Annotated in this window: 26 protein-coding genes and 1 riboswitch; of the genes, 18 read left to right on the forward strand and 8 right to left on the reverse strand. The window is 38.2% G+C overall.

Features of this window, described 5'->3' with window-relative positions; translation table 11 throughout:
- Positions 1–49 precede the first annotated feature (49 nt).
- Positions 50–562, forward strand: a complete 513-nt coding sequence (locus B3P16_RS10060) for a GNAT family N-acetyltransferase (RefSeq protein WP_201638994.1) — start codon at positions 50–52, stop codon at positions 560–562.
- On the forward strand, positions 559–1422 hold the full coding sequence (locus tag B3P16_RS10065; protein ID WP_201638993.1) for a metallophosphoesterase: 864 nt from the start codon (positions 559–561) through the stop codon (positions 1420–1422). The genes B3P16_RS10060 and B3P16_RS10065 overlap by 4 nt, the downstream gene beginning before the upstream one ends.
- Positions 1423–1727: 305 nt before the next feature.
- On the opposite strand, the gene B3P16_RS10070 is transcribed toward B3P16_RS10065, so the two are convergent.
- Positions 1728–2153, reverse strand: coding sequence for a cold-shock protein (locus B3P16_RS10070; RefSeq protein WP_070565580.1), 426 nt, complete (start codon positions 2151–2153; stop codon positions 1728–1730).
- A gap of 404 nt (positions 2154–2557) precedes the next feature.
- Here B3P16_RS10070 and B3P16_RS10075 point away from each other — a divergent pair, with 404 nt between their 5' ends.
- The gene (locus B3P16_RS10075) at positions 2558–2839 is read left to right on the forward strand and encodes a GNAT family N-acetyltransferase (RefSeq protein WP_070565582.1); all 282 of its coding nucleotides are present in this window, start codon (positions 2558–2560) and stop codon (positions 2837–2839) included.
- 53 nt (positions 2840–2892) lie between these two features.
- Here the strand turns inward: B3P16_RS10075 and leuS are convergent, their stop codons facing one another.
- Positions 2893–5676: a leucine--tRNA ligase gene (leuS, locus tag B3P16_RS10080; protein ID WP_201638992.1), complete on the reverse strand. Its 2784-nt coding sequence runs from the start codon at positions 5674–5676 to the stop codon at positions 2893–2895.
- A 217-nt stretch (positions 5677–5893) separates the two neighbouring features.
- Here leuS and B3P16_RS10085 point away from each other — a divergent pair, with 217 nt between their 5' ends.
- From B3P16_RS10085 to B3P16_RS10105, 5 genes are read left to right on the forward strand one after another with little or no spacing between them, the layout of a single operon-like run.
- A complete protein-coding gene (locus B3P16_RS10085; RefSeq protein WP_046674489.1) occupies positions 5894–6772 on the forward strand; it encodes a cell division protein FtsX in 879 nt (292 codons plus the stop codon).
- A gap of 2 nt (positions 6773–6774) precedes the next feature.
- Complete coding sequence (locus B3P16_RS10090; RefSeq protein ID WP_046674488.1) at positions 6775–7014, forward strand: DUF3098 domain-containing protein; 240 nt, start codon at positions 6775–6777, stop codon at positions 7012–7014.
- A gap of 22 nt (positions 7015–7036) precedes the next feature.
- Positions 7037–7831 carry an undecaprenyl-diphosphate phosphatase gene (locus B3P16_RS10095; protein WP_201638991.1) on the forward strand — a complete coding sequence of 265 codons (795 nt, stop codon included), beginning with the start codon at positions 7037–7039 and terminating at the stop codon, positions 7829–7831.
- 9 nt (positions 7832–7840) lie between these two features.
- Positions 7841–8563 carry a tRNA pseudouridine(55) synthase TruB gene (truB, locus tag B3P16_RS10100; RefSeq protein ID WP_070565588.1) on the forward strand — a complete coding sequence of 241 codons (723 nt, stop codon included), beginning with the start codon at positions 7841–7843 and terminating at the stop codon, positions 8561–8563.
- 55 nt (positions 8564–8618) lie between these two features.
- Positions 8619–9593: a bifunctional riboflavin kinase/FAD synthetase gene (locus B3P16_RS10105; RefSeq protein WP_070565590.1), complete on the forward strand. Its 975-nt coding sequence runs from the start codon at positions 8619–8621 to the stop codon at positions 9591–9593.
- An 89-nt stretch (positions 9594–9682) separates the two neighbouring features.
- Here B3P16_RS10105 and aroQ read toward each other — a convergent pair whose 3' ends face one another.
- Positions 9683–10102 (reverse strand): type II 3-dehydroquinate dehydratase, encoded by a 420-nt coding sequence (gene aroQ / locus B3P16_RS10110; RefSeq protein ID WP_286801246.1) that lies wholly within the window; start codon positions 10100–10102, stop codon positions 9683–9685.
- A 266-nt stretch (positions 10103–10368) separates the two neighbouring features.
- Positions 10369–12042, reverse strand: coding sequence for a gliding motility protein RemB (locus tag B3P16_RS10115; protein WP_286842819.1), 1674 nt, complete (start codon positions 12040–12042; stop codon positions 10369–10371).
- Between the two features lie 195 nt (positions 12043–12237).
- On the opposite strand from B3P16_RS10115, the gene B3P16_RS10120 reads away from it, so the two are divergent.
- From B3P16_RS10120 to B3P16_RS10135, 4 genes are all read left to right on the forward strand, one after another.
- Positions 12238–13653 (forward strand): glycoside hydrolase family 125 protein, encoded by a 1416-nt coding sequence (locus B3P16_RS10120; protein WP_070565595.1) that lies wholly within the window; start codon positions 12238–12240, stop codon positions 13651–13653.
- A gap of 53 nt (positions 13654–13706) precedes the next feature.
- Entirely contained in the window at positions 13707–14531 is an 825-nt protein-coding gene (gene murI, locus B3P16_RS10125) for a glutamate racemase (protein ID WP_286842821.1), read from the forward strand.
- A gap of 71 nt (positions 14532–14602) precedes the next feature.
- Positions 14603–14848 (forward strand): hypothetical protein, encoded by a 246-nt coding sequence (locus B3P16_RS10130; protein WP_115050731.1) that lies wholly within the window; start codon positions 14603–14605, stop codon positions 14846–14848.
- Positions 14849–15002: 154 nt separating this feature from the next.
- Entirely contained in the window at positions 15003–16256 is a 1254-nt protein-coding gene (locus B3P16_RS10135; RefSeq protein WP_286842824.1) for a PQQ-dependent sugar dehydrogenase, read from the forward strand.
- Between the two features lie 431 nt (positions 16257–16687).
- On the opposite strand, the gene B3P16_RS10140 is transcribed toward B3P16_RS10135, so the two are convergent.
- From B3P16_RS10140 to dnaB, 3 genes are all read right to left on the reverse strand, one after another.
- A complete protein-coding gene (locus B3P16_RS10140; RefSeq protein ID WP_172462499.1) occupies positions 16688–16834 on the reverse strand; it encodes a hypothetical protein in 147 nt (48 codons plus the stop codon).
- Positions 16835–16860: 26 nt separating this feature from the next.
- Positions 16861–17334 carry a 23S rRNA (pseudouridine(1915)-N(3))-methyltransferase RlmH gene (rlmH, locus tag B3P16_RS10145; protein ID WP_070565601.1) on the reverse strand — a complete coding sequence of 158 codons (474 nt, stop codon included), beginning with the start codon at positions 17332–17334 and terminating at the stop codon, positions 16861–16863.
- Positions 17335–17747: 413 nt separating this feature from the next.
- Positions 17748–19358: a replicative DNA helicase gene (gene dnaB, locus B3P16_RS10150; protein WP_370445164.1), complete on the reverse strand. Its 1611-nt coding sequence runs from the start codon at positions 19356–19358 to the stop codon at positions 17748–17750.
- A 384-nt stretch (positions 19359–19742) separates the two neighbouring features.
- On the opposite strand from dnaB, the gene ubiE reads away from it, so the two are divergent.
- From ubiE to B3P16_RS10180, 6 genes are all read left to right on the forward strand, one after another.
- Complete coding sequence (gene ubiE / locus B3P16_RS10155; protein ID WP_112376154.1) at positions 19743–20483, forward strand: bifunctional demethylmenaquinone methyltransferase/2-methoxy-6-polyprenyl-1,4-benzoquinol methylase UbiE; 741 nt, start codon at positions 19743–19745, stop codon at positions 20481–20483.
- Between the two features lie 66 nt (positions 20484–20549).
- Positions 20550–21311 carry an SDR family oxidoreductase gene (locus B3P16_RS10160; RefSeq protein ID WP_115050727.1) on the forward strand — a complete coding sequence of 254 codons (762 nt, stop codon included), beginning with the start codon at positions 20550–20552 and terminating at the stop codon, positions 21309–21311.
- A gap of 10 nt (positions 21312–21321) precedes the next feature.
- Positions 21322–21771, forward strand: a complete 450-nt coding sequence (locus B3P16_RS10165) for a GatB/YqeY domain-containing protein (protein ID WP_286842827.1) — start codon at positions 21322–21324, stop codon at positions 21769–21771.
- An 84-nt stretch (positions 21772–21855) separates the two neighbouring features.
- Positions 21856–22311, forward strand: a complete 456-nt coding sequence (locus tag B3P16_RS10170) for a GNAT family N-acetyltransferase (protein ID WP_070565631.1) — start codon at positions 21856–21858, stop codon at positions 22309–22311.
- Between the two features lie 11 nt (positions 22312–22322).
- Complete coding sequence (locus tag B3P16_RS10175; protein WP_115050725.1) at positions 22323–22697, forward strand: DUF423 domain-containing protein; 375 nt, start codon at positions 22323–22325, stop codon at positions 22695–22697.
- A gap of 6 nt (positions 22698–22703) precedes the next feature.
- A riboswitch (Fluoride riboswitch) is annotated at positions 22704–22766 on the forward strand.
- Positions 22767–22802: 36 nt separating this feature from the next.
- Positions 22803–24041: a voltage-gated chloride channel family protein gene (locus B3P16_RS10180; protein WP_286842831.1), complete on the forward strand. Its 1239-nt coding sequence runs from the start codon at positions 22803–22805 to the stop codon at positions 24039–24041.
- A 138-nt stretch (positions 24042–24179) separates the two neighbouring features.
- Here B3P16_RS10180 and mgtE read toward each other — a convergent pair whose 3' ends face one another.
- Complete coding sequence (gene mgtE, locus B3P16_RS10185) at positions 24180–25496, reverse strand: magnesium transporter (RefSeq protein WP_070565637.1); 1317 nt, start codon at positions 25494–25496, stop codon at positions 24180–24182.
- Between the last annotated feature and the right edge of the window lie 27 nt (positions 25497–25523).

Below are 25523 nucleotides of genomic sequence, written 5' to 3' on the forward strand. Positions count from 1 at the left end.
TTTTATAAATTGAGTGTATTCTATCCAAACAGCAACATAGACAATAAGCATGATAACACTCCTTCCATTCGAAAGATCAGATTTCCCCCTTTTTAAATCCTGGATTGGATCAGCAGAGGAACTATTGCAATTTGCAGGACCTTATTTTTCGTTTCCACTTAGCGATCAGCAACTTGAACAATATATACAAGACCCGAAGCGCCGCGCTTTTAAAATAACAGATACAACAACCACAGAAACTATTGGTCACTGTGAATTAAACTTCGAACGAGACATCCCAAGACTCTGCCGCATTTTAATTGCAAAAAGTTCCGAACGAAATAAAGGCTATGGCAAAAGCACCGTAAATGCACTGCTAAAACTACTTTTCACCGAAGGAAACTATGATATAGCTGATCTAAACGTTTATGACTGGAACTACAATGCAATTCGGTGCTATGAAACCGTAGGCTTCCGGATCAACGAAAATATTATTTCAACAGTAACAATTGGAGATGAAACCTGGAAAAGCCTCAATATGCAAATCAATAAATCAACATGGAAAGCTAATTTAGCGCGATGAAAAACAAGCGAAAATTAAAGCATATCACCCTATACTTACTTATTATGGGTACATTGATCGGTTTTTATAGCTGGAAAATCGAGCCGCATTGGGTAAAATATGAACAGATCGATCTACCTATAAAACATTTACCCGAGGTATTGAACGGAAAATCATTGGTCCAGATTTCTGACATCCACATCGGAAACTATGTGGATAAAGATTTTATAAAAAGAACCTTCCGAGAAATCGCAGCATTAAAACCGGATATCATTGTGTACACCGGCGATTTTGTACGGCTCGTTAATCATAAAATACCCTTAGCTGAGCTTGATAAAGTCATGCAAGTTGCACCAAAAGGCAAACTTCAGACATTGGCGATCCTAGGAAATCATGATTATGGAACGAATTTTAGGGACAGTGCTGCAGCAGATTCAATCGTGAGCCTACTCAAAGGATATAACATCAGCGTATTGAGAAATGAAAGTATAACAATCCATGGGTTAAGAATATTCGGCATAGATGACCTTTGGGGAACGAATTTTAACCCTATCAAAGCTATGAAGGAGTATAACCAATCGCAAGCCAGTTTGGTCTTATGCCATAATCCAGATGCCGCAGACCTCAATGTCTGGAATGGTTACACTGGCTGGATTCTGGCAGGACATACACACGCGGGTCAGGTACGAATTCCATTTTGGGGCTCCCCGATCATACCTGTACGAAACAAGAAATATGATCAAGGAATAAAAAAAATAAGCGGAAACAGAATATTATATATCAATCGAGGACTGGGACACAGTATTCCTATCAGATTCAACGCCAGACCCGAGGTTACAATTTTCACCTTGAAAAAGGAATCACAAAATGAAATCCATTAGGTTCGATCCGACCTTTTAAAGAAGGTATGGATAAAATGCGGTATAAATAGTTTGCCTATAATCGTCTAAAGGATCTATTCCTTGCGGTCTACCCAAAACAGCATAGCTTGAACTCCAAAAATCCGAAACGATGAAAAGCTGACGCACAAAGCTTTTTAAATTCGACAATGGAATATCTCGACGGAACATAAATCAAAAACCGTCAATTTAAAGCAAAAAAAAACCTTTGTTTGACGCCAATCACGATGATATCAAACAAAGGACCTTATTATTAACACCTGATTTTCCAAGTGTTCTCTTGCGTGCTAATATTCAATCAAAACCTCGGTTACTTGCGCACCTTGTTTTGCACTTTTGAATTTAAACTTCACCTTTTGGTTGAGGTTTAGTTTCTGACCGACGAGACGATCATTGAAATATATTGATTGCTGCGTTTCGTTGTCCCTAATAAAACCGTAATTGGACTCTGTATTATAATGAACAACCTTTCCAAAAGAATAGTCTTCTTGAGGAGAAGCGTTATATGTCGGAGTTTCACCTTCTTTCAATTTTACCGGCGGTTTGTCTGAGATATTTCCGTATTCATCAACATAGGCAAACAATTCTTCTAATGACTTTCCCTTGTCATTGTTTGTTTTGTTGAATTCTTTTTTCTCATTTTTTTGTTGCTTTTTAAGTAGCTTCTTTTTTTCTCGTTCTTTTTTGTTAAATGTAATTTGGCTTTTGCTCATTCAATATGGATTAAAATAAAATGTTCCCGAAGAGGTTACGGACCTTTAGAGCTTCATTGAAAAGATAAAAATGCGAGGTATACTAAGGAGATATTTGCAAAGATAAGAAAAATTCTTCAGAAAATGTCTATTAAGCGTTTGTATTCATGCTGATATCAACTTAGCATGAGTTCATCGTTATTGATTTTAAGCTCGATCTATAGGTAATAGTTTTATGCGTATTTTTTTTGTGAACGCCCCTAGAGCAAACGATAGTTTGACTAGCGGTGAGTTTAACCTTCAATTGTGAATAAGAGCCTATACTCTCGCATCCTTTCGCAAATAGATAAACCCAATTGCAATACTAAAATTGAGAAATTCCATAAAACAAAAAGATCATTTAGACGTTACTTTTAAAAAAAACTATGGAAATAAGAAACATCGAAAGGGACGAAAGAGGCAATTTTATTGCAGAAGTTGAAAATAATGAAGCCGGAATTTTAGAGTATACCTGGCAAAACGATCATGAGTTCTCCATTGATCATACAGAAGTCTACGACGAGTATCAGGGAATGAGTGTGGGAAAAAAATTGGTACTGGAGGCTGTTGACTACGCCCGAAAGAATGACGCCAAAATTATCCCAAATTGTCCCTATGCGAAAGCTATCTTCGATAAAACAATAGCTTTTCAAGATGTATTGGCATAAAAAAGCCGTTTTATCCTATCGATAAAACGGCTTTTTATACTGTATTGAGTGGATTAAATGACGATATTGATTATTTTTCCTTTGACAAAAATAATCTTTTTGATCGCCTTCCCATCTAAATGCCGTTGTACATCAGCATGGGCTTTAATCGTATCTTCAACTGCTTTTTGATCTAAATCAAGTGCCAATGACAGATTAAATTTCATCTTACCATTGAAAGACACCGGATAAGCAAATTCCGATTCAACTAAATATTCTGGTTTAAATACAGGATATGAAGCGTAAGATAGTGTACCAGCTTCATTACCCAACAGCGCCCACAATTCTTCCGTAATATGTGGTGCATATGGCTGAAGAATAATGACAAGCTGTTCCAATATTTGTCTTTTATTGCATTTCAACTCGGTCAATTCATTGACACAGATCATAAAGGCTGAAACTGAAGTATTGAATGAAAAACGCTCAATATCGTCTTCCACCTTTTTGATAATTTTATGTAAGGCTTTAAACTCTGCTTTGGATGGATCTTCATCGGAAACAGTGAAACTACCCTCAGCGTCGTGGAACAGTCGCCATACTTTACGTAAAAACTTATAAACTCCTTCAATCCCATTTGTATTCCAAGGCTTAGCTTGCTCCAAAGGCCCCAAAAACATTTCATATAGTCGTAATGTATCTGCTCCATAGGATTCGATAATATCGTCCGGATTGACCACATTGAATTTGGATTTTGACATTTTCTCCACTTCGCTGCCGCAGATATACTTACCATTTTCCAACACAAATTCGGCATTGGCAAAGTCAGGTCTGAAAGCTTTGAATTTTTCCAAATCCAACTGATCATTATAGACTATATTTACATCGACATGTAATGGAATTGTTTTATATTCGTTTCTCAACCCATAGGATACAAATTGATTTGTACCTCTACCCTCTTCATCCAACACACGATACACAAAATTAGAGCGCCCTTGAATCATGCCCTGATTAATCAATTTGCGGAATGGCTCTTCCTCATTTTGATAGCCCAAATCTTTCAAAAACTTGTTCCAAAAACGCGAATATAACAAGTGTCCAGTAGCATGCTCAGAGCCACCGATGTATAAATCTACGGCTTTCCAATAATCCACTGCTTCTTTAGACGCAAAATTACCTTCATTTTTTGGATCCATATATCTAAACCAATACCATGAAGAGCCCGCCCATCCTGGCATCGTACTCAATTCATACTCATATTGATCTTCATATTTCCAATCTTTTGCCCTTCCTAAAGGAGGTTCTCCTGATTCTGTCGGTAAATATTTATCAACTTCGGGCAATAAGAGCGGTAATTCTTCTTCTTTAATTAAATAAGGTAATCCATTTTTAAAGTAGACCGGTACGGGTTCTCCCCAATAACGCTGACGACCAAAAATAGCGTCACGCATACGGAAGTTTATTTTTGCTTTACCTAATTTTAATTCTTCCAATTTGGCAATCAACGCAGGGACCGCCTCTTGGTAAGTCATACCATTGATAAAATCGGAATTGATATATTTCCCGTCTTTATTAGGATCAGCTTCTTCTTCAATATGTTGGGTATCCGAAATAGGAATAATAGGAAGAGCAAAATGTTTAGCAAACACATAGTCACGTTGATCGCCACTCGGAACAGCCATTACAGCACCTGTACCATAACCGGCAAGTACATAATCTGCAATCCAAATTTGTACATCTTGTCCTGAAACAGGATGTTTAGCATAAGAACCTGTAAAAGCACCAGAAACTGTTTTCGTATCGGCCATACGATCCAATTCAGATTTTTTCGCCGTTTTCTCGATATAGGCATCCACTTCAGCTTGCTGCTCAGGAGTAGTCAATGCAGCCACCAATTCATGCTCTGGAGCCAATACGATAAACGAAACGCCAAATAGGGTATCTACACGTGTAGTGAATACCTCTATGTTTGTATTTAATTGTGGCACGGGAAATTTCACGGAGGCACCTACAGATTTCCCGATCCAGTTCCGTTGCATTTCAACCAAAGGCTCTGGCCAATCAATTGTATCTAAACCTTTCAACAAACGATCCGCATAGGCCGTAATACGCATAGACCACTGCATCATCTTCTTTTGCTCCACAGGATAACCGCCACGTTCAGAGACGCCGTTGATTACCTCGTCGTTCGCTAACACTGTACCTAAAGCGGCACACCAGTTTACTGTACTTTCACGCAAATAAGCAATCCGATATTTCAACAATTCCCGTTGTTGTTTTTCTTCGTCAAAAGATTTCCATTCATCAGCGCTGAATTCCAAGATATCTTCATCGGAAACTGCTAAAATGCCAGCAGAGCCACTTGCAACAAACCTAGCGATTAATGTTTCGATCGGTTCAGCTTTATCTGACTCTTTATTATACCAAGAATCAAACAATCTCATAAAAATCCACTGTGTCCATTTGTAGTATGACGGATCAGAAGTACGTACTTCTCTACTCCAGTCATAAGAGAACCCAATGTTATCCATTTGCTCACGATAACGATTGATATTTACCTCAGTCGTAACAGCAGGATGCTGACCAGTTTGAATGGCATATTGCTCTGCAGGAAGTCCAAAAGAATCATATCCCATCGGATGCAATACATTGAAACCTTTCAAACGTTTATATCTTGAAAAGATGTCCGAAGCAATATATCCCAGCGGGTGACCAACGTGCAGCCCCGCTCCGGAAGGATAAGGAAACATATCCAATACATAGTATTTTGGCTTTTGATGCGTATCGGACGTTTTATACGTTTGATGATCCGCCCAAAATTTTTGCCACTTTTTCTCTAATGATTTGTGATTATACTCCATTTTTATTCGTAAGGAATTTTTATGACTTGCGAAATTACGATTTTAATACTGAAATGTGATAAAAGTTTTGTAGTTTGAACAATAAATTATAGTATTGAAAAGTTAATTAAACATAGGAAGAAAACAGCGTTCGAATAGATTTTATCAAAGTAATTACAAGATTAATTCGAAATCTTCCACTCAAATAGTTACTTTCGCAAATAAATTTTTGCTTATTATGTCAGAATACGAATTAAGCACACAAAAAAGAAAAACAAAATCTGTATATGTATCTACGGTTATCAGTATCGCGCTCGTGTTGCTGGTAACAGGTATGTTAGGGTTACTCTTGGTGCACGCTAAAAATCTTTCGAAATACGTTAAGGAAAATATCGTCTTAAATGTCATCGTAAATGATGGCACAAGTGAAGGTGATGTCCTTTCACTACAAAAAGACCTTGAAAAAGATCCTTACGTACTTCGCACCGAATATATCAGTAAAGAATTGGCTGCAAAAAACTTGAAAGAAGATCTTGGTGAAGATTTCGTACAATATCTGGGGCATAACCCACTATTGCCTTCTTTAGATGTTTACATGAAAGAGAATTATGCCAATACAGATAGCATTAAAACTTTTATTGAAAAGATTTCCAAAAACAATAAAATTAAAGAAGTTGTATACCAAGAGTCATTAATTGACATGGTCAACAAAAACGTACGCATCATCGGAATGATTGTTCTTGCTTTTGCGGTTATCTTACTGATTATCGCCGTAGCTTTAATCAATAATACGATACGTCTTGCGATCTATTCGCAGCGTTTCTTAATTAAAAGTATGCAATTGATTGGGGCGACTAAAAACTTTATTCGTAAACCATTTATAACATATGGCATTATTCATGGTTTATTGGGATCTTTGATCGCGATTTTACTGCTCATTCTAACGCTGAAATTTGCACAACAGCAAATACCGGAACTGGTTTTTTTACGCAACTGGTTTGAATTTGCAGTGATCTTTTTAGGCGTAATCCTGATTGGAATTCTCATTTCGGGACTTAGCACCTATTTCGCAGTAACAAAATATTTAAAGGCACAATCTAACGATTTATACAGATAAAAATGGCTCAAATAAAGAAATCTACTGAATCAGTCAATAAAGGTTCATTTGTATTCTCCAAAGTAAATTACCAACTGTTTATAGCGAGCTTAGCTATTGTAGTCATTGGCTTTACATTGATGTCTGGTGAAACTGACATTTATAGCTTTACCAAGATCACCTTGGCCCCTATTGTTGTTGTTCTTGGATTTGCGATCGGATTCGCGGCAATCCTATATCGTCCCAAAAACAAATCAAATTAAAGCGTAATCTTACCTCAAACAGATGTCTATTATTGAAGCTATCATCCTTGCTATCATTGAAGGATTAACGGAGTTTTTGCCTGTGTCTTCGACAGGTCATATGATCATTGCTACTGCCCTAATGGGTATTCAACCATCGGCTTTTGTCAAATTATTTACAATTGTCATCCAGTTAGGAACGATATTATCCGTATTGGTGTTATACTACAAGCGTTTCTTTAAAACACTATCATTTTACTACAAATTGATCATTGCAGCTATTCCCGCCTCTGTGTTGGGCTTGTTATTCAACGATTATATTGATGCATTACTGGAGAGTCCATTAATGGTCGCCGTGATGTTGGTTGTCGGCGGTCTCGTTTTACTTTTTGTTGACAAGTGGTTCAACAAACCAACTGTTGAAGATTCGGACAAGGTTTCCTACAAACAAGCTTTTATGATCGGGGTATACCAATGTCTTGCATTAATTCCGGGTACCTCAAGATCTGCAAGCACAATTATTGGTGGTATGGCCGAGAAACTAACACGTAAAGCTGCTGCGGAATTCTCCTTTTTCCTTGCTTTGCCTATGATGTTTGGCGCTTCTGCCGTAAAGCTTTTAAAGTTCTATAAAGAAGGTAACACCTTCACGGGAGAAGAACTTAATTTGCTTATTATCGGAAATCTAATTGGTTTCGTTGTTGCAATCGTCGCCATTAAGTCTTTTATCGGCTTTTTAACCAAATATGGTTTTAAAGCATTTGGTTGGTACCGAATCATCGTTGGTGTAATTATTCTTGCCCTCCTACTTTCGGGTCATAGTTTACAAATTATCTAAAATCTTTGGATGGAAAATATAGAGGTTAGTGAAAACTCAGCAAAATTCAACTTTGCTGAAGGAGAAATGTTGTTGATCGATAAACCTTTAACATGGACAAGTTTTGACGTGGTTGGTAAAGTTAGAAACTCAATCAAGCCATTAAAATTAAAAGTCGGTCACGCAGGGACTTTAGATCCACTGGCAACGGGGCTACTCATTGTATGCACCGGAAAACTAACAAAAAAAATAGACAGCTACCAAGCTGAGGACAAAGAATACACGGGTTCGATCACCTTAGGAGCGACGACGCCTTCTTACGATCTGGAAACAGAAATTGACCAAACCTTTTCAATCGATCACATCACGGAGGACATGATCTTCGAAGCAGCAAAATCCTTTGAAGGCGATATTCAGCAATTTCCCCCCGCCCATTCAGCCATAAAAATTAATGGCGAACGTGTCTATGAAAAGGCCCGTCGTGGCGAGGAGGTTGAAATAAAGTCCCGCCAGGTACGTATCAATAGCTTTATCATTGAAAGAATCGAGCTCCCCAACGTATATTTTCGTATATCCTGTTCAAAAGGAACTTACATCAGATCGTTGGCCTACGATTTTGGAAAATTCTTACAGAGTGGATCACATCTGAGTTCCTTGCGACGCACCAAAAGTGGAGATTATCGCGTAGAAAATGCTTGGAACCTTGAACAACTTATCGCTGAAATAAAACGTCATAAAGAAATCATTAAATAACTTTACCGTCCCATTTTATTGATTCTTTATCTTATTTTTGCAAAAACTCCTATAAATGAAAATCTACAGAAGTTTAGATGATTTCTCACCAGTTGAAAATGCAGTTGTAACCATCGGTACTTTCGATGGAGTTCATATTGGCCATCAAAAAATATTGGCTCACCTAAAGGAAGCAGCTCATAAAATTAATGGTGAGACAATTTTGCTTACTTTTTTTCCACATCCACGATTGATTATCAATCCAGACGATGATAGTTTACGCCTGATCAACGATATCGAAGAAAAGGTCAGTCAATTAAGCAAAGTGGGAATTGACCACTTAATTATCATTCCTTTTTCCCGTGATTTTTCCAATCAGACTCCGGAAGAATATATTAGCAATGTTCTTGTTGGCAAATTGGGCACAAAAAAGATTGTGATAGGCTATGATCACCATTTTGGCAAAGATCGAAAGGGTTCGATGGGCGATTTGGAGCAGTTTGCATCTATATTTGACTACAGCGTTGACGAAATTCCGGAGCAAGACATCAATGATATTGCAGTGTCCTCCACGCGCGTACGTGAAGCGCTTATAAAAGGCGATATAAGAACGGCTAATCTCTATTTAGGTTATCCTTTTGAATTAACGGGAACGGTGATTAGAGGCGACCAAATTGGTCGTACCATCGGATTTCCAACAGCCAACCTTCAGGTTCACGAACCTCATAAACTAATACCAGCCTATGGTATTTATGCTGTTGAGGTATACATCTATAATCATATCCAAAACATCACTACGGGAGAGTATAAAGAGGAAAGTCCAGTATCCATTGCGAAAGGCATGGGCTATATAGGAACCAGGCCCACTGTCGATGGTATGAATCGGGCTATTGAAATCAGCCTATTCGATTTCGATCAGGATATTTATGGCAAGACACTCCGCGTAAAGTTCCTTCATTTTATCCGACACGATGAACGATTTGACTCACTTGAAGAAATGAAAGCTCAGATCAAAGCAGACGAAGTCGAAATCAGAAGTCTTATTGGTTAGAACAAGTGTGTTAGCTATAAAACAAAAAAGCGGGAATTCCCGCTTTTTTGTTTTATAGCTATTTTTTCTCTTCCTTGCAAAAGAAGATATTATTTAATAAACGCCTCTATACCCAATCTGTAGCTATCCAGGCCAAAACCACAGATCACCCCTTTACAATTCTTTGCGAGGAACGAATGATGACGAAATTCCTCTCTTTGATGGACATTGCTTATGTGAACTTCGATAACAGGTGTTGTGATTGCTGCGATTGCATCCCCGATCGCAACTGAAGTGTGAGTATACGCTCCGGCATTCAACACAATTCCATCAAATTCAAAACCGACTTCGTGTATCTTATCGATTAATCCTCCTTCAGAATTGCTTTGAAAATAGGCTAATTCCACTGTTTCAAATTGTTGTTTTAGTTCTTCAAAATAGCCCAGGAAGTCCTGGCTACCATAAATTGATTTCTCCCTTACACCCAACAAATTTAAATTTGGGCCATTCAGTACGAGGATTTTTTTCATTGGAATAACATTAGTTTTGTGCTGGTCCATTGGCTAACTAAGCGAACCCATGCCATTTTCTGTTTAAGCAAATCGTTTTTAAGCCCTAACACATCATAAGAAGGGATCGTCCACGATCGGATATTTATTCTAATTGTATCCAAGCGTCTCCCCTAATTGTCAATTTGTGCTAAAACTAAATTTAAAAATAAACTATATTGGTTTTACAGCATTTATCGCCAAAACAATATAGTTTATTTTAATTATAGATCGGTTTATAAAAATTTCTATAAATCGTTATAAATTGCCCGGAAACTCGAACGAAGTCCAAATGACACTACGCCAGATTTATTAACTACAGGTGTTTCATATTGTGCTTTTGCGTAACGTTGGGTATAACCAAGTTCTAAACGGAGGTTATACTTGGGATTAAGCACATAGGCAGCCTTAGCATCCGCATAATAGATATTATTCTTTATTCCTTGGGCAATATGATTTCCATATAGATTTGGTATTGTATTATAGGATTGGAAGATGTTACCGCCCATATTACTTCCATCAGGCAGATCAAGTCCATTTTGGGTAAACATACCCTGTAACGAAAAGTCCCATCTATCCCATGCATAATTCACAAGGCCAACAAGCTCTCTAAAGTTTGCCCCTTTCGGATGAGCCAATGGCTCGGCATTGTTACTATAGTTTGAATACGACTTAAAGTGTGCGTAAGTATATGGTCTGGCTGTATTATACTCGGCTAAAAAGTTCAGGTTTTTCACACCAAACATATCATATCCCCTGACACCAAGTTGTGCTCCCCATTTGTTATGCGCATATCCATTCCCGGCAAAAAACTCTTTCGCGGTAAACTCCCCCAATAAGAACTGACCATATGCCGTCAAATTATAGGGTAGTTTATATTTGGAAGTTAACCCCAAAAACATTTTGTCCGGCGAAGTACGATTATTATTTTCAACAGGTCGGATAAAGATAATAGGACTAATATAACTGAAATCAAAACCTCTTTTTCCAGCTTCATCCTGCGCAGCCCAAACAGCAGACTGAAAAAATCCTATCGATAATTTATTGGTCACATTCCAATCCAAATATTGAAAAGCCCCCCATTTTTTACCATCCCCCAAACGTGTATTATTCTGCCCTTCCATAGGAGTTGTACCAGTCAAATCCTGTCTCGGATGCGTCGGATCATTCATGTAGGCCCAGATCGACGTATATTGAACGTTTCCTATCGTGCCGGTCAATTTCAAATGTGCATAGTTTGAAGAAAAATCCGATAACAGCATGGATCTATACCCATCCCCAATAAAGTTCTTGTCATAGGCCAACGTCGCTTGAATATACTTATGTGCGTCATAGGTCATACTGGCTGTCGCATACATCCAGTCCATTTTATTTTTGGACTGAAATTTTGTATTCCCTTGACCAGGGATTACTTTATTGGCAACGATATAGTCATCCAAATATTTGGGAAATACCGCCTGACTTTCAAATGCGGAAGTATTGAATGTAAATTTATTACCCACGTTCAATCCCACCTGAAATCCTCTGCTATTCATCCATGTCCGACGCTTGTCGCCTAAAATATCCTTTCCACTATAAAGATCCGGTAAAAAATCAGCATAGAATGTATAATCTTCTTTCTCAACCTGCACCAGATGTTCATTAAAAATCTTACGCATAAACCAATTGGACGAAGAAACAGGCTTATTGGATTGGATTGAATCAAACTTGGCTAACAATAAAGAGTCTTTGATGACGAATGGTTTAGCAGCAGTGTGCATCCTCGTCTCAGTAGAATAAACCGCATCGTTCATTTTTTGATAAAAATGATACGAATAAGGCTGACTCTTGATCTGGGCAAAACCGCCGAAGGAAATACCTACCCCCATGCTTGCCAGCACAATTCGGAGTAAATTATTATTTTTTGTTATATTAAGCCTCATAAAATTATTTCAAAGATTATTTTTTCTAGCAAAATGCATTCCTAAACGCAAATTAACCGAATAAAAATGACTTTATTCCTATGTTCAGTCAATTTTATAATGCTAAATCGTATTTGCTATTCCTTTTATTCAAAAATATTTATATCTTGCATTTTAGTAAATAACCTTATAACATTAAAATCAGTCCTAGCAAGCATGAAACGCAGAACATTTATCCAAAACGCAAGCCTGTTAACCGCGGGTGCACTTACAAGCAAATTTTCATTTGCTCAAGAACATTCTTTTCCCACTGTACGAACAAGTAAAGAGAAAAGACTTTTCTCGAGCAAGGTCATCGAAGATGCAATTGTAGAATTTCAGAAAAATGTTAAAAATAAGGAACTGGCTTGGTTATTTAACAACTGCTTTCCTAACACCTTAGATACTACGGTATTTCCCTATGTTCAAAACGGAAGAAATTATACCTATGTAATTACAGGGGATATTGATGCCATGTGGTTGCGTGACAGCAGTGCACAGGTATGGCCATACCTTCCTTTTATGAAAAAGGACAAAAAACTACAGGATCTTATTGTTGGCTTAATCCAAAAGCAGAGTAAATGCATCAACATTGATCCCTATGCCAATGCATTTTATAACGATCCGACCAAAAAAGGCGAATGGTTCAGTGATCACACAAATATGAAACCTGGAATCCATGAACGAAAATGGGAAATCGATTCATTGTGTTATCCAATTCGATTAGCTTATCATTATTGGAAAGAAACGAATGACAATAGCCCGTTTAATGAAGAATGGTTAGAAGCGCAACATAAAATATATCAGACTTTTGTTGAGCAACAGCGTAAAGATAGTCTAGGCCCGTACAAATTTGAACGTACAACCTCCAGAGGCTCCGATACATTACAAGTAGATGGCTACGGATATCCTGTAAATCCAGTTGGTTTGATCTGCTCCAGTTTTCGACCGTCAGACGATTCTACCATTTTCTCCTTTCTTATTCCATCCAATTTATTTGCGATCGTTAGCCTTAGACAATCTGCCGAAATTTTGAAAAAGGTTAAAAATGAACATGAACTAGCTGTCAAAATGGAAGCTCTTGCGAATGAGGTCGAAACAGCAGTCAATACATATGGTATCATCGACCATCCGACGCTAGGCCGGATATATGCCTTTGAAGTAGACGGTTTTTCGAGCCATCTTATGATGGATGATGCAAATATTCCGAGTTTATTGGCTCTACCTTATTTAGGGGCTGTCGATCTAAATAACGAAGTTTATCAACGTACACGTAACTTTGTTTTGTCTGATAAAAATCCATTCTTTTTTAAGGGAACAGCAGCAGAAGGCATTGGCGGACCTCACATAGGAAGAGATATGATCTGGCCGATGTCCATTATTATGCGAGCGCAAACTTCGACAAATGATGACGAGATTCGCAATTGCATCAAAACGCTGGTCAATACGCATGGCGGAACTGGATTTATGCATGAGTCTTTTCATAAAAACGATCCTAAAAAATTCACAAGACATTGGTTTGCTTGGACAAATACATTATTTGGCGAATTAATTTGGAAAATATACAAAGAGAAACCATCTTTGCTTCAATAAAGCTGAAACTTGTAACACAATGTTATAAGTGGAAGAACTTATAACATTGTGTTATGGATAATTTATCAAAACCAGATCCGATTGGCATTTTTGATTCCGGTTACGGAGGACTCTCCGTATTTAAGGAAATTCAACATCTTTTACCTCAGTACGATTATATCTATTTAGGGGACAATGCTCGGGTCCCTTATGGTACACGGTCTTTTGAAACCGTTTATAACTATACCAAACAATGTGTTTTTAAACTTTTTGATCTAGGCTGTAACCTTGTTATTCTGGCATGTAATACAGCTTCAGCAAAAGCATTAAGAACCATACAACAACATGATCTACCGCCGGGAAAGAGAGTCCTCGGCGTCATCAGACCCACTACCGAAATTGTACACAATTTTACGAAAACTAATAAGATCGGGATTTTAGCTACTACGGGAACGGTAAAATCTGAATCCTATAAAATAGAAATACATAAATTTAATCCAGAAATAGAAGTTTTTCAACATGACTGTCCTTTTTGGGTCCCTTTAGTAGAAAATAACGAAATCAATACAGAAGGCGCTCATTACTTTGTAGAAAAAGATATACGGGAACTTTTACAACAGTCCGATCAGATCGACGCTATTGTGCTTGCCTGTACCCACTATCCATTATTGCTGCCCGTAATCAAAAAATATACACCAAGCAATATCAATATCATTTCTCAGGGTCCAATTGTTGCAAACAGCTTAAGGGACTATCTCCATCGTCATCAGGAGATTGAAACTATTTGTTCCCAAAATGGACAATTGGCCTTCTATACGACAGATGATCCAAGAGACTTTGAAAGTAAAGCAAAAATATTTTTTGGAAAGCCAATAGCCGCAAGCCACATTAGTGTTTAACAAATAAAAGGCAATGATTTTTAAAACTTTTACTTCCTGGTCTTCGTTATGTTGATAAAAAGGCTAGTACAATGAAAAAGAACTTTATAACCATTGCTTACAATCAGGATACACAACATTGTGAATCCAAAGGATTTTCAAGTATTCAGGAAAGTGCAGATTATTTTAAAACTTTCGAGACATCTGCCCAGCCTAACTATGTACCGGTGTGTATCTACAATTTAAACACAAATACGATTTTAGATATAAGTGATTATTATGTAAACAAGGAAACTGAACTCCACCGAATCGTAAAACACTGCCTGGCGGAAAAATAACTCTTTTAATATTTAAAATCTATTGGCTGGCTAGCATCCTCCCTTTCTCATTAATAGAGTTATATATTTATATTATTACATTCTGTAAAATAATATTTCATTAATTTTTAATATCTTCAAGCAGATAATCAGACCAAAAAACAAGTCACAGATAATGAAAACCAAACTGACAATAAGCCTCTTAACAGTATCTTTAGGATTAACCGCATGTAATTCCAACCATGCGAATTCAAATTCGAGTTCGGATAGCAGTTCAAATACTGCAACTGATACAACAAGTTACCCTCCGGTAGAAACACAGAAGGCAAACACAAGTTATAAACCAGCATTTGCCGGACAAACGAGAATTCAGGGTGCAAAGACAAGCACGCCGTTCGAAGGTAAAGTAATTGCTGAGGGATTAAAATCTCCGTGGGGCATAACTGCGCTGCCTGATGGCCGATTATTAATCTCAGAAAAAGAGGGGAATTTTCGCATTGCAACGGCGGACGGTAAATTAAGTGACCCAATAAAAGGTTTACCTCAAGTCAATAGCAGTGGGCAAGGTGGACTTCTGGGGTTACGTCTTGATCCAAAATTCGAATCAAACCGTATGATTTATTGGGTTTTCTCTGATAATACCGCTGTTGGGACGTTGACGGCTGTTGCAAAAGGAAAACTGTCTGCAGACGAGAAATCGATAGAAAGTGCTAAGGTGATCTATCAAGTTACTCCGGCTCATAAAGGGAATCTGCATTATGGTGGTCGTATTATCTTTGATAAAGAAGGAAATATTATTTTGAGTACGGGTGAAAGATCTGATTTGGTTACAAGACCATTGGCACAAGATCTGAATGCAGCATTGGGCAAGATCTTACGCATCACCACTGAGGGACAGCCTGCTCCAGGAAATCCATTTATAGGCAAGCCAAATGTCCGTCCGGAAATTTACAGTTATGGACACCGCAATCCTCAAGGGCTTGCCTTAAATCCGGAAACCGGCGATCTTTGGGAAACCGAATTTGGTCCACGGGGCGGCGACGAGCTGAACAGAATTGAAGCTGGTAAGAATTATGGATGGCCAACGATTACATATGGTATAGAATATAAAGGCGATAAAGTTGGTGCGGGTATACAACAAAAAGACGGTCTGGAACAACCTGTCTATTATTGGGATCCGGTCCTCTCTCCTAGTGGAATTACATTCTATACCGGACAGAATATTCCAGAATGGAAGAATAATCTCTTTATTTGCGGTTTGAGCAGCATGCACATTGCCAGAATTATACTGAAGGATAACAAGGTGGTTGGAGAAGAGCGTCTACTAGGTAGTGAAGGACAACGATTTAGAGATATCACGCAGGGAAAAGATGGCGCGCTGTACGCTATCACAGATATCGGAAAATTATATAAAATTGATAAAGAATAAATTCCTTGATTCGACGCAGCCCCTCTCAAATGGGCTGCGTTTTATTTTGACTTGGCCCTCAAAAACACACTTTCAACTACTTTTATTGACCTTATTTTCTATATTTCTTTTCGAACATGACAAATATCATAGTTTGGCTCGATTATTGATCATCTATTAGCGAATCAATAAATTATTATATGGTAAAAAAAGAAAAAATGAAAAAATTATTAGAAATTAATCCCTTGTCATTCTATATGACCAACTGGGGATTCGTAAACAACACCGCCCCAAAAGAACGCGCAAAACCTGCCAATCTTCTCCCAAAAATTAAGCGTTCTTGCTTAAACAATTCAATTAAAATTTATTAAAATCATCTGCTGATATCCTCCATACGGATATTAAGTAAGAGATTTATTTCTTTTACTAAATCCGTATGGAAAGACATTAAGCTATGCGAAAAAATAGGCCAATAAGATCACGATAATAATACAAGCAATCATAATGTATTTATTCAATTGGCTATTTTTCTCTCCTTCGTCACTTTTATAGTGATAATCTCGTTTGTTGGGCAAATTCATAAGCTTGTTTTTATTCATGATGAAGTTACGGACTTTTTTCCATATTATTCGTGATGATAAGGCTCCCCCTTCATGATGGAAAAAGCACGATAAAGCTGCTCTGTAAAAAACAAACGAATCATTTGGTGCGAAAACGTCATCTTCGATAAAGCGATTTTTGATTTTGCCCGATCGTAAATCTTTTGGTCAAACCCATAGGGGCCTCCTATAATAAATACCAAATGCTGAACACTTTGTACCATCATTTTTTCCAAATAAGCTGAAAACTCCAAGGAGCGAAATTCTTTTCCATGTTCGTCTAGCAGAACTACTAGATCTTGTGGTTGTAGCTGTTTCAAAATCAGCAAAGCCTCTTTATCTTTTTGCTGTTCAGCAGAAAGATTCTTGACATTCTTGATATCGGGAATAACGACAATACTGAAGTTCACATAAAACTTTAATCGCTTAATGTACTTTTCAATACCTTCAATTAGGTATTTGTCATCCGTCTTACCTATACAAAGTAATGTTATTTTCATCGAAATATATTATTTGTTTTTGCCATCAATAGCCAAATAAAAGCAAACTTGCTCGATCCAAAATAATGAATATCCATTAGCTTCCTGTCATTGTCGAAAAACTGTTCACCAACTTTTGTCTAAGACCTGTTATACTAAGTCTAAAAGCTACCATTCTAATAAACCCAAAGGCGCACAAAGTTCCGATTTTATTTAAAATAAAAACAATCAAAACGACAAAAAAACATTAACCCCATTTGTTCATTTAGTTTTAAAACATTTATTTTTGCGTACACCCTTAATACATCACGTTGAAAATGGATAATAACCTTGTTTTACTAGCGAAAACAAGCCGGACGCGGTAAACGAAAAAACCGAATTTAAATCATTCGGTTTTTTTCTGTTATTTAGGAATACTTATGTAAAATTAACCACTAAAATGGCGCATCATCAGGCATATCGTTCATTCGGGAGGGCATAGTAATACCTCCACTAAAACCTCCAGCACTAAAATCATCTGCAAAGTTTGGCGACGGATTCAAGGCCGAAGCAGAAAATGTAGCCGGCGCATCACCGAATCCATCTCCACCACCCATACCCGAAAACTCATCTTCTAAATCCACAAACTTCACAAATTTACCCACAAAGCGAAGTGGAACAATTCCGGTCTCACCATTACGGTGTTTTGCAATAATAACTTCACCGACACCGGCAGTAGGACGTCCCTCTTCATCTTCTGTCAAACCATAATATTCAGGTCGATATAAGAAAAGAACCATATCAGCATCCTGTTCAATAGAACCAGACTCCCGTAAATCGGACAACATAGGACGCTTACTATTGCCCGGTCTTGACTCTACTGCACGGCTCAATTGCGACAATGCAAGCACGGGGATATTTAATTCCTTAGCTACAGACTTCAACGCGCGCGAAATACTACCAATCTCTTGTTCCCGGTTACCCCCGCCTTTACCGTCTGCTTTACCGTGCATTAACTGCAAGTAATCGACGATCACCATTTGGATATCGTATTGTGCTTTTAGACGCCTACATTTTGCTCTAAATTCGAACACGTTCAACGCCGGCGTATCATCAATAATAATAGGCGCATCAGTTAATCGACCAATTCTCGAATGTAATTGTTGCCATTCATGATCAGCAAGATTTCCTTTTTTCAATTTCTCTTGCTCAATTTCGGTTTCACCAGCGATTAGACGATTGACGAGCTGAACAGATGACATCTCCAGCGAGAATACGGCGACTGCTTTACCGTGTTCCACAGCGGCATTACGCGCGACAGAAAGTACAAATGCAGTTTTTCCCATCGCTGGACGTGCTGCAATAATAACAAGATCAGAAGGCTGCCAACCTGAAGTCATACGATCCAAGGCTGTTAAACCCGAAGGCACACCTGTCAGACCATCTGTGCGATCCCGCAGCATTTCAAGATTAGAAATCGCCTCACGCATGATATCATCCATCTTTCTTGAATCTCGTCGCAAGTTATTTTGCGCGATATCAAACAAGCTTTTTTCGGCATGATCCAAAAGATCGAAGATATCTGATGTTTCATCATATGAACTATTGATAATTTCGGTAGAAACCTTAATAAGCTCACGCTGAATATATTTTTGAGAAATAATACGGGCATGATACTCAATATTAGCTGCAGAAACCACGCGGTCTGTCAATTGCGTAATATAGTAGGCACCGCCGACCATTTCAAGAGCCCCCATCCGTCGAAGTTCCGAGGTAACTGTCAATATATCAATTGGAGAAGTCTTTTGAAAAAGGCCAAAAATTGCTTCAAAGATCTTTTGATGCGATTCTTTGTAAAACGATTCTGGTTTTAGAATATCAATAATTTCACTCAGTGCATTTTTCTCCAGCATCAAAGCCCCCAAAACAGCTTCTTCAAGGTCCACTGCCTGCGGCGGAAGCTTACCCAAACCGCTCACCAAATTATTTAATTTGGTACGACGTTCGCCATAATTACCCCGTTTGTTATTATCCGTGTTATTCGCTTCAAAATTACTGTCGTTCATCATGATATTATATCAGAAATATAGCTTTGCTATCCTTATAAATTTTAGATAGGATAACAAATGTATAAAAAATAAAATTCACCACCATGAGGATTTACAAACAGGGAAATTCGACGATCAGATCCGAACCCCCAAAAAGCTTTGATGGACACAGATTTACAGGATTAGTTTTCAACACCTACTGTTGAAAAGATGTTGAAAATAAAAATTTACCACTCAAAATCAATACTTTAAAAAATGTTAATAACTTAAACTATTGTGAATAAGCAAAATGGTCAAAAACAAATCAATATCCTCCACTACCATCAAAATAAACTGACTTTGATATGAAAACAAATCCCTTTTTTAGCACCGAAAAATATTCATATATTGTATCTTTGTAAAATGACGCACGATTCCTCAACACTAAAGCCCTACAAAGACACCAACGATGGGAAGAAGAAACAGGTAGCAGATATGTTTGACAATATCTCGCATTCCTATGATTTTTTGAACCATTTCATGTCTTTGGGTATTGACATTATATGGCGTAAAAAAGCCATCAATTCCTTAAAGTCCATAAAACCGCAACTGATGTTGGATGTAGCGACAGGAACTGGTGATTTTGCACTGGAATCAATTAAAATCTTGAATCCAAAAAAGATTATTGGTGTCGATATCTCCCAAGGCATGCTTGAAGTCGCCAAGAAAAAGATTGCAAGCAAGGGATTAGCGAATCAATTTGAAGTTCAGTTAGGAGATTCTGAGCGGCTTCAATTCGAAGATAATACCTTCGACGCAGTTACTGTAGCATTTGGTGTCCGCAATTTTGAAAATCTGGAAAAGGGCTTATCGGATATATACCGCGTATTAAAGCCTGGTGGGAAAGCTGTTATTTTAGAATTTTCTAATCCGAAAAAGTTCCCCATTAAACAATTGTATAATTTTTATTTCAAGTTTATCACACCAACCATTGGAAAATTCTTTTCAAAAGATTCCAGTGCATATGAATATTTACCGGAATCCGTTGCTCAATTTCCGGACGGCCAAAAGTTCGTGGCCATAAACAAAAAAGCTGGTTTTAATGAAACTATTGTTAGACCACAGACGTTTGGCATCTGTACCATCTATATTGCTACAAAATAGGGTGACCGAGGCACTGTTTTTTAGGGAAAATCTGATTAAATTTTAAATACCAACTAGTTACAATATATGACTAAAACAGTTTTTATTACAGGAGCAAGTTCCGGCATCGGTCAGGCTTGTGCCGAAGTTTTAGCGAAAGAGGGGTATAATCTTTTACTTTGCGCGCGCAGGTTAAACCGTTTAGAAACATTAAGAGATACACTACTTGCGGCCTACCCGACTATTCAGATCCATATATTTGAGCTCGATGTCCGAGATGCTGAGCAAGTTGCAAACCAAATTGAAGGTTTGCCCCCCGAATGGAAAAAAATAAATGTTCTCATCAACAATGCTGGGTTGAGCCAGGGATTAGATCCTATTCAAGATGGTGATATCGGCGATTGGGACAGAATGATTGATACCAATATCAAAGGCTTATTGTATGTAAGTAAAGCTGTGATACCCCTTATGGATACCGACAACGGCGCTCATATTGTTAATTTAGGATCTATTGCAGGGAAAGAGGTGTATCCGAATGGAAATGTGTACTGTGCCACCAAACATGCTGTCGACGCGTTGACTAAAGCGATGCGTATTGATTTGCTAACGCAAGGCGTTAAGGTAACCTCTATTGACCCCGGAATGGTAGAGACTGAGTTTTCGGAAGTTCGTTTTCATGGAGATCGAGAAAGAGCTAAAAATGTTTACAATGGTGTACAACCTCTAACAGGTAAAGATATTGCCGAAACGATTCTTTTCGTCATTACCAGACCTGCACACGTCAATATAAACGATCTCTTAATCATGCCTACAGCGCAGGCTACAGGCACACTTGTCAATCGAAAATAATTTAAATATCATGTCATTAGAAATACAAATAAATCAAGACATTAAAGCGGCAATGATCGCAAAAAACACGGCAAAATTACGTGGTTTACGTGCGATTAAAGCAGCTATCCTCTTAGCGAAAACAGAAAAAGGTCATGCAGAAGATCTTAGCCAGGAGGCGGAGATTAAAGTGTTACAAAAACTTGTCAAACAACGTCGCGAATCTGCTGAAATTTATAAGACGCAAAACCGTGAAGATCTGTATGAAATTGAAGTTGAGGAAGAAAAAGTAATCGAGGCTTACCTACCTAAACAGTTAAGCAAAGAAGAAGTTGAAACCATTGTCAAAGCAATTATCGTAGAAACAGGAGCTTCTTCCATTAAAGATATGGGTAAAGTAATGGGTGCAACAAATCAAAAGCTTGCAGGACAAGCTGATGGCAAAACAATCTCTGAAGTCGTTAAAAGTCTTCTCGCATAAAAGTTTTCAAATCACTCGAGTCAAATTAAATCGGGTATGTCTTCCCTGATATATCGATTTAATTTGACTCTTTTTTTTATTTTAATGATGGATTTTCAGTGGAACCTCAAGAAGTTTGATGAACTCAACAATAAAGAACTGTATCGTATCTTAAAGCTTCGAATGGAAGTTTTTGTTTTGGAACAAGAATGCTTATATCCTGAATTGGACGATAAGGACTTTGCTTGTCTCCATCTTTGGGCGGAACACAATGATGATATCATTGCATACACGAGATTAGTTCCCCCTGGTCTCTCCTATCCGCAGGCTTCCATCGGTCGGGTCATTGTCGCTGAGCAAGCTCGCGGAACCGGTTTGAGTCAACAATTAATGATTCATTCCATCGAATCTCTCTATAAAGAATTTGGTGAAGGCGAGATACAAATAGGCGCACAATTTCATTTAAAATCCTTTTATGAAAAATTAGGGTTTAAACAAATCTCCGAGCCCTACCCTGATTACGGAATCCTTCATATTGATATGATTAAACCCACAATTTAGTAAATTCAGGCATGCAAAACGTTGTCATCATCACGGCCGCTCTATTTGGCGGCTTCGCTATTATCCTAGGTGCATTTGGAGCCCATGCGTTCAAAAAAATCCTATCCGCTGAAAAACTGGAATCCTTTGAGGTCGGCGTGCGATATCAAATGTATGCTGCACTAACCCTATTGATTCTAGGATTCAATTTTCGGTTTGAGCTTCAGTCTGAACGAGTGGCATTTTATCTGATCACACTAGGAACTATTTTATTCTCTGTAAGTATATATTTTCTATCGTTTGCTGAATACTGGAAAAAGAATCTAAAGTTTCTTGGCCCAATTACCCCGCTCGGCGGATTGCTTATGATCGCAGGCTGGGTTGCTGTTATCGTTCGTTTTTTGTAGATTTGAAATAAATATGGCAATGATGTCTGCCTTGAACCGCCCTGATAAGCTGATGACGTCTACTATTTTAGTATAAAACAACAATTTTATATAAAGTGTAGACTTATGGCTATAACACATTCAAATCAAAGCAATCTTCATTTTTTTCTTAAATGGCTTATCTCCTGTAGTGCGATAGGTTTCATTGTCGGATCTATTTGTGCGTTTTTTCTCTTTTCCCTCAATTGGGTAACGCAGTACCGCGAGGCTCATCCTTGTATAATTTATGGACTTCCCCTAGCAGGATTTGCCATAGCATTGTCCTATAAGTATTGGGGCGATCCATCAAGCAAAGGAAATAACCTGCTGATTGAAGAATACCTTCATCCCCAACGCCGCATTCCGCTTATCATGGCGCCGCTTGTCTTATTCGGAACTTTACTTACACATCTGTTTGGGGGCTCGGCAGGCCGTGAAGGAACTGCTGTACAGATCGGTGGAGCAGTTTCCGATCAGCTTAATCGCTGGTTTGACTTCGATAAAACTGAACGTCGCATCTTAATTTCGATCGGCATCACTGCAGGATTCGCCGCTGTGTTTGGCACCCCGCTCGCCGGAACGATATTCGGCCTGGAAGTACTATTGATTGGCAAAAAAAGATATTTCGGTATCCTGCCCTGTTTATTTACCGCCTTTTTTGCAAACTTCAGCTGTCAATTATGGAATATTCCACACACCCATTATCCACTTCATGATGTTATTCCAATGCTGTCCTTAACCAATATTGGATTTAGCCTTGCCGCAGGCATTCTATTTGGCGTTACAGCATGGCTTTTTACATTTGCCAGCGATTTCTTTAGCCTTCAATTCAAACGAATTAAATATCCTCTGCTTAGACCGGCGATTGGCGGTATTATTTTGGTACTTATCATTACGTTATTTCACAGCAACAGCTATATTGGACTTGGCATACCAATGATTCAGAATGCATTTGTCGATCAGTCGAATTATTATGACTTTATCATTAAATTGCTTTTAACGACTTTTACCCTTTCTGCCGGATTTAAAGGCGGAGAAGTCACCCCGCTATTTTTTATTGGGGCAACCTTGGGGAGTGCATTAAGCACCGTTATTCCACTTCCCATCAGCCTGCTGGCTGCCATGGGCTTTGTAGCCGTATTTTCAGGCGCTACAAACACCCCGCTCGCCTGTATTGTAATGGGTTATGAATTATTTGGGATTCAACCTATCTTATTTATAGCGATAGCGTGTATAGTCGCTTTTTTATTTTCCGGAAAAAAAGGAATTTATATTGCACAAAAAGGCGGTTTAAAGGAAAAATTATACCGCAGACTCAATTTATAAACAAGCAATACGCTTTCAGCTTCTTTGTCTATCTCCTTGTGTTCCATTATGGACTACTTCAAATAAACACAAGATCGGACAAAAAAACATGCTAAAAAGAAGAGTGCAGATTACAAGAATGGATAGATGACATCTGAACTACAGTAGTTTTCCGTGCAGAAAGAATGCTGCAACAGTAAAATAGATAATCAATCCGGAGACATCCACCAACGTTGCAACAAACGGCGCTGATGCTGTCGCTGGATCCAAACCGAACCGACGTAGGATAAATGGAATAAACGATCCCGACAAAGTTCCCCATAAAACAATAAACAATAAGGAAACCGCAACCGTAAAGCCAATTGAAATCCAATAAGGACCATAGTCATATAGACCAAGAAAATGCCAGGCCAATATCCGTAGAAATCCGATCGAACCTAATATCCCACCTAAAATTAAACCGGAAGAAACTTCGCGCTTCATCACATACCACCAATCTTTAAGCTTTAACTCTCCGAGCGCCATGGCACGAATAATTAAAGATGCCGCCTGCGACCCCGAATTACCTCCACTGGATATAATTAAAGGAACAAACAAAGCAAGCACAACCGCTTTTTCCAATTCCCCCTCAAAAAAGCCCATTGCTGAGGCTGTAAGCATTTCGCTAAAAAACAAAATGATTAACCAGCCAGCTCTTTTTTGAATCAATTGCAACAAGGGGGTTTTGGTATAAGCCAGATCCAATTCTTCCATCCCTCCAAATCGCTGGATATCTTCTGTATCGCGATCTTCAATTCGGTCCAACACATCATCAAATGTCACAATTCCAACCAACACCCCTGCTTCTGTAACGATAGGCAAAGCACTGCGGTCATATTTTTGAAAAATCTCGAAGGCCTCTTCCATGGGTGTAGAGGCTTTAATCGCGGCAAAATTGTAGTCAATTAAGTCGGAAATCTTAGTAGAAGAATCCGATAGTAGTAATTGACCAATTTTCAAGTCATCGATCAATACGTTTTTCTCATCAACTACATAAATAAAATTGAGCGTTTCAGCTTTCCTTCCAAAAACTTTAATATGCCGAAAGACATCATCAACAGTATAATAAGGACGAACTTGCACATACATTGGTGTCATAAGTCGGGCTATACTATCCTCTTTATATCCGATCAGCTCCAAAGCCATTTGCTTCTCGCGCTCATTCAATAGATTGATCAGATATTTAATCAGATCATCCGGCAATTCCGACAATAATTCATTCCGGGTATCCGGCTTCAAATTATTCAGCAATTCGGACAGCTCATGCTCCGTCATGGATTTGATCAACGTATATTGAACATCCATTTCAAAAAAAGAAAAGATCTCCAATCTATCCTCCAAAGGATAGTCCATAAACTCTTGATGTTGCTCCCCTTTACTTAAACGCGATATTTCTTCCGCGATATCGGCCGGGTGTAATGCTGAATTTTGTTCCATTGGAAGAAAATTTTAATGGATTTAGCG

The organism is Sphingobacterium sp. UBA7631 (genome assembly GCF_002483935.1).
In the GTDB taxonomy this organism is placed as follows: Bacteria; Bacteroidota; Bacteroidia; order Sphingobacteriales; family Sphingobacteriaceae; genus Sphingobacterium; species Sphingobacterium multivorum.

Coding starts and splice junctions, on each gene's coding strand:
- B3P16_RS10090 (WP_046674488.1), top strand. CDS start 6,775: ATGGCTCAAATAAAGAAATCTACTGAATCAGTCAATAAAGGTTCATTT.
- B3P16_RS10060 (WP_201638994.1), top strand. CDS start 50: ATGATAACACTCCTTCCATTCGAAAGATCAGATTTCCCCCTTTTTAAA.
- B3P16_RS10085 (WP_046674489.1), top strand. CDS start 5,894: ATGTCAGAATACGAATTAAGCACACAAAAAAGAAAAACAAAATCTGTA.
- B3P16_RS10130 (WP_115050731.1), top strand. CDS start 14,603: ATGAAAAAGAACTTTATAACCATTGCTTACAATCAGGATACACAACAT.
- B3P16_RS10160 (WP_115050727.1), top strand. CDS start 20,550: ATGACTAAAACAGTTTTTATTACAGGAGCAAGTTCCGGCATCGGTCAG.
- rlmH (WP_070565601.1), bottom strand. CDS start 17,334: ATGAAAATAACATTACTTTGTATAGGTAAGACGGATGACAAATACCTA.
- B3P16_RS10115 (WP_286842819.1), bottom strand. CDS start 12,042: ATGAGGCTTAATATAACAAAAAATAATAATTTACTCCGAATTGTGCTG.
- aroQ (WP_286801246.1), bottom strand. CDS start 10,102: ATGAAAAAAATCCTCGTACTGAATGGCCCAAATTTAAATTTGTTGGGT.
- B3P16_RS10165 (WP_286842827.1), top strand. CDS start 21,322: ATGTCATTAGAAATACAAATAAATCAAGACATTAAAGCGGCAATGATC.
- B3P16_RS10120 (WP_070565595.1), top strand. CDS start 12,238: ATGAAACGCAGAACATTTATCCAAAACGCAAGCCTGTTAACCGCGGGT.
- B3P16_RS10095 (WP_201638991.1), top strand. CDS start 7,037: ATGTCTATTATTGAAGCTATCATCCTTGCTATCATTGAAGGATTAACG.
- murI (WP_286842821.1), top strand. CDS start 13,707: ATGGATAATTTATCAAAACCAGATCCGATTGGCATTTTTGATTCCGGT.
- B3P16_RS10140 (WP_172462499.1), bottom strand. CDS start 16,834: ATGAATAAAAACAAGCTTATGAATTTGCCCAACAAACGAGATTATCAC.
- mgtE (WP_070565637.1), bottom strand. CDS start 25,496: ATGGAACAAAATTCAGCATTACACCCGGCCGATATCGCGGAAGAAATA.
- ubiE (WP_112376154.1), top strand. CDS start 19,743: ATGACGCACGATTCCTCAACACTAAAGCCCTACAAAGACACCAACGAT.
- B3P16_RS10105 (WP_070565590.1), top strand. CDS start 8,619: ATGAAAATCTACAGAAGTTTAGATGATTTCTCACCAGTTGAAAATGCA.
- B3P16_RS10180 (WP_286842831.1), top strand. CDS start 22,803: ATGGCTATAACACATTCAAATCAAAGCAATCTTCATTTTTTTCTTAAA.
- truB (WP_070565588.1), top strand. CDS start 7,841: ATGGAAAATATAGAGGTTAGTGAAAACTCAGCAAAATTCAACTTTGCT.
- B3P16_RS10070 (WP_070565580.1), bottom strand. CDS start 2,153: ATGAGCAAAAGCCAAATTACATTTAACAAAAAAGAACGAGAAAAAAAG.
- dnaB (WP_370445164.1), bottom strand. CDS start 19,358: ATGAACGACAGTAATTTTGAAGCGAATAACACGGATAATAACAAACGG.
- B3P16_RS10075 (WP_070565582.1), top strand. CDS start 2,558: ATGGAAATAAGAAACATCGAAAGGGACGAAAGAGGCAATTTTATTGCA.
- B3P16_RS10170 (WP_070565631.1), top strand. CDS start 21,856: ATGATGGATTTTCAGTGGAACCTCAAGAAGTTTGATGAACTCAACAAT.
- B3P16_RS10135 (WP_286842824.1), top strand. CDS start 15,003: ATGAAAACCAAACTGACAATAAGCCTCTTAACAGTATCTTTAGGATTA.
- leuS (WP_201638992.1), bottom strand. CDS start 5,676: ATGGAGTATAATCACAAATCATTAGAGAAAAAGTGGCAAAAATTTTGG.
- B3P16_RS10065 (WP_201638993.1), top strand. CDS start 559: ATGAAAAACAAGCGAAAATTAAAGCATATCACCCTATACTTACTTATT.
- B3P16_RS10175 (WP_115050725.1), top strand. CDS start 22,323: ATGCAAAACGTTGTCATCATCACGGCCGCTCTATTTGGCGGCTTCGCT.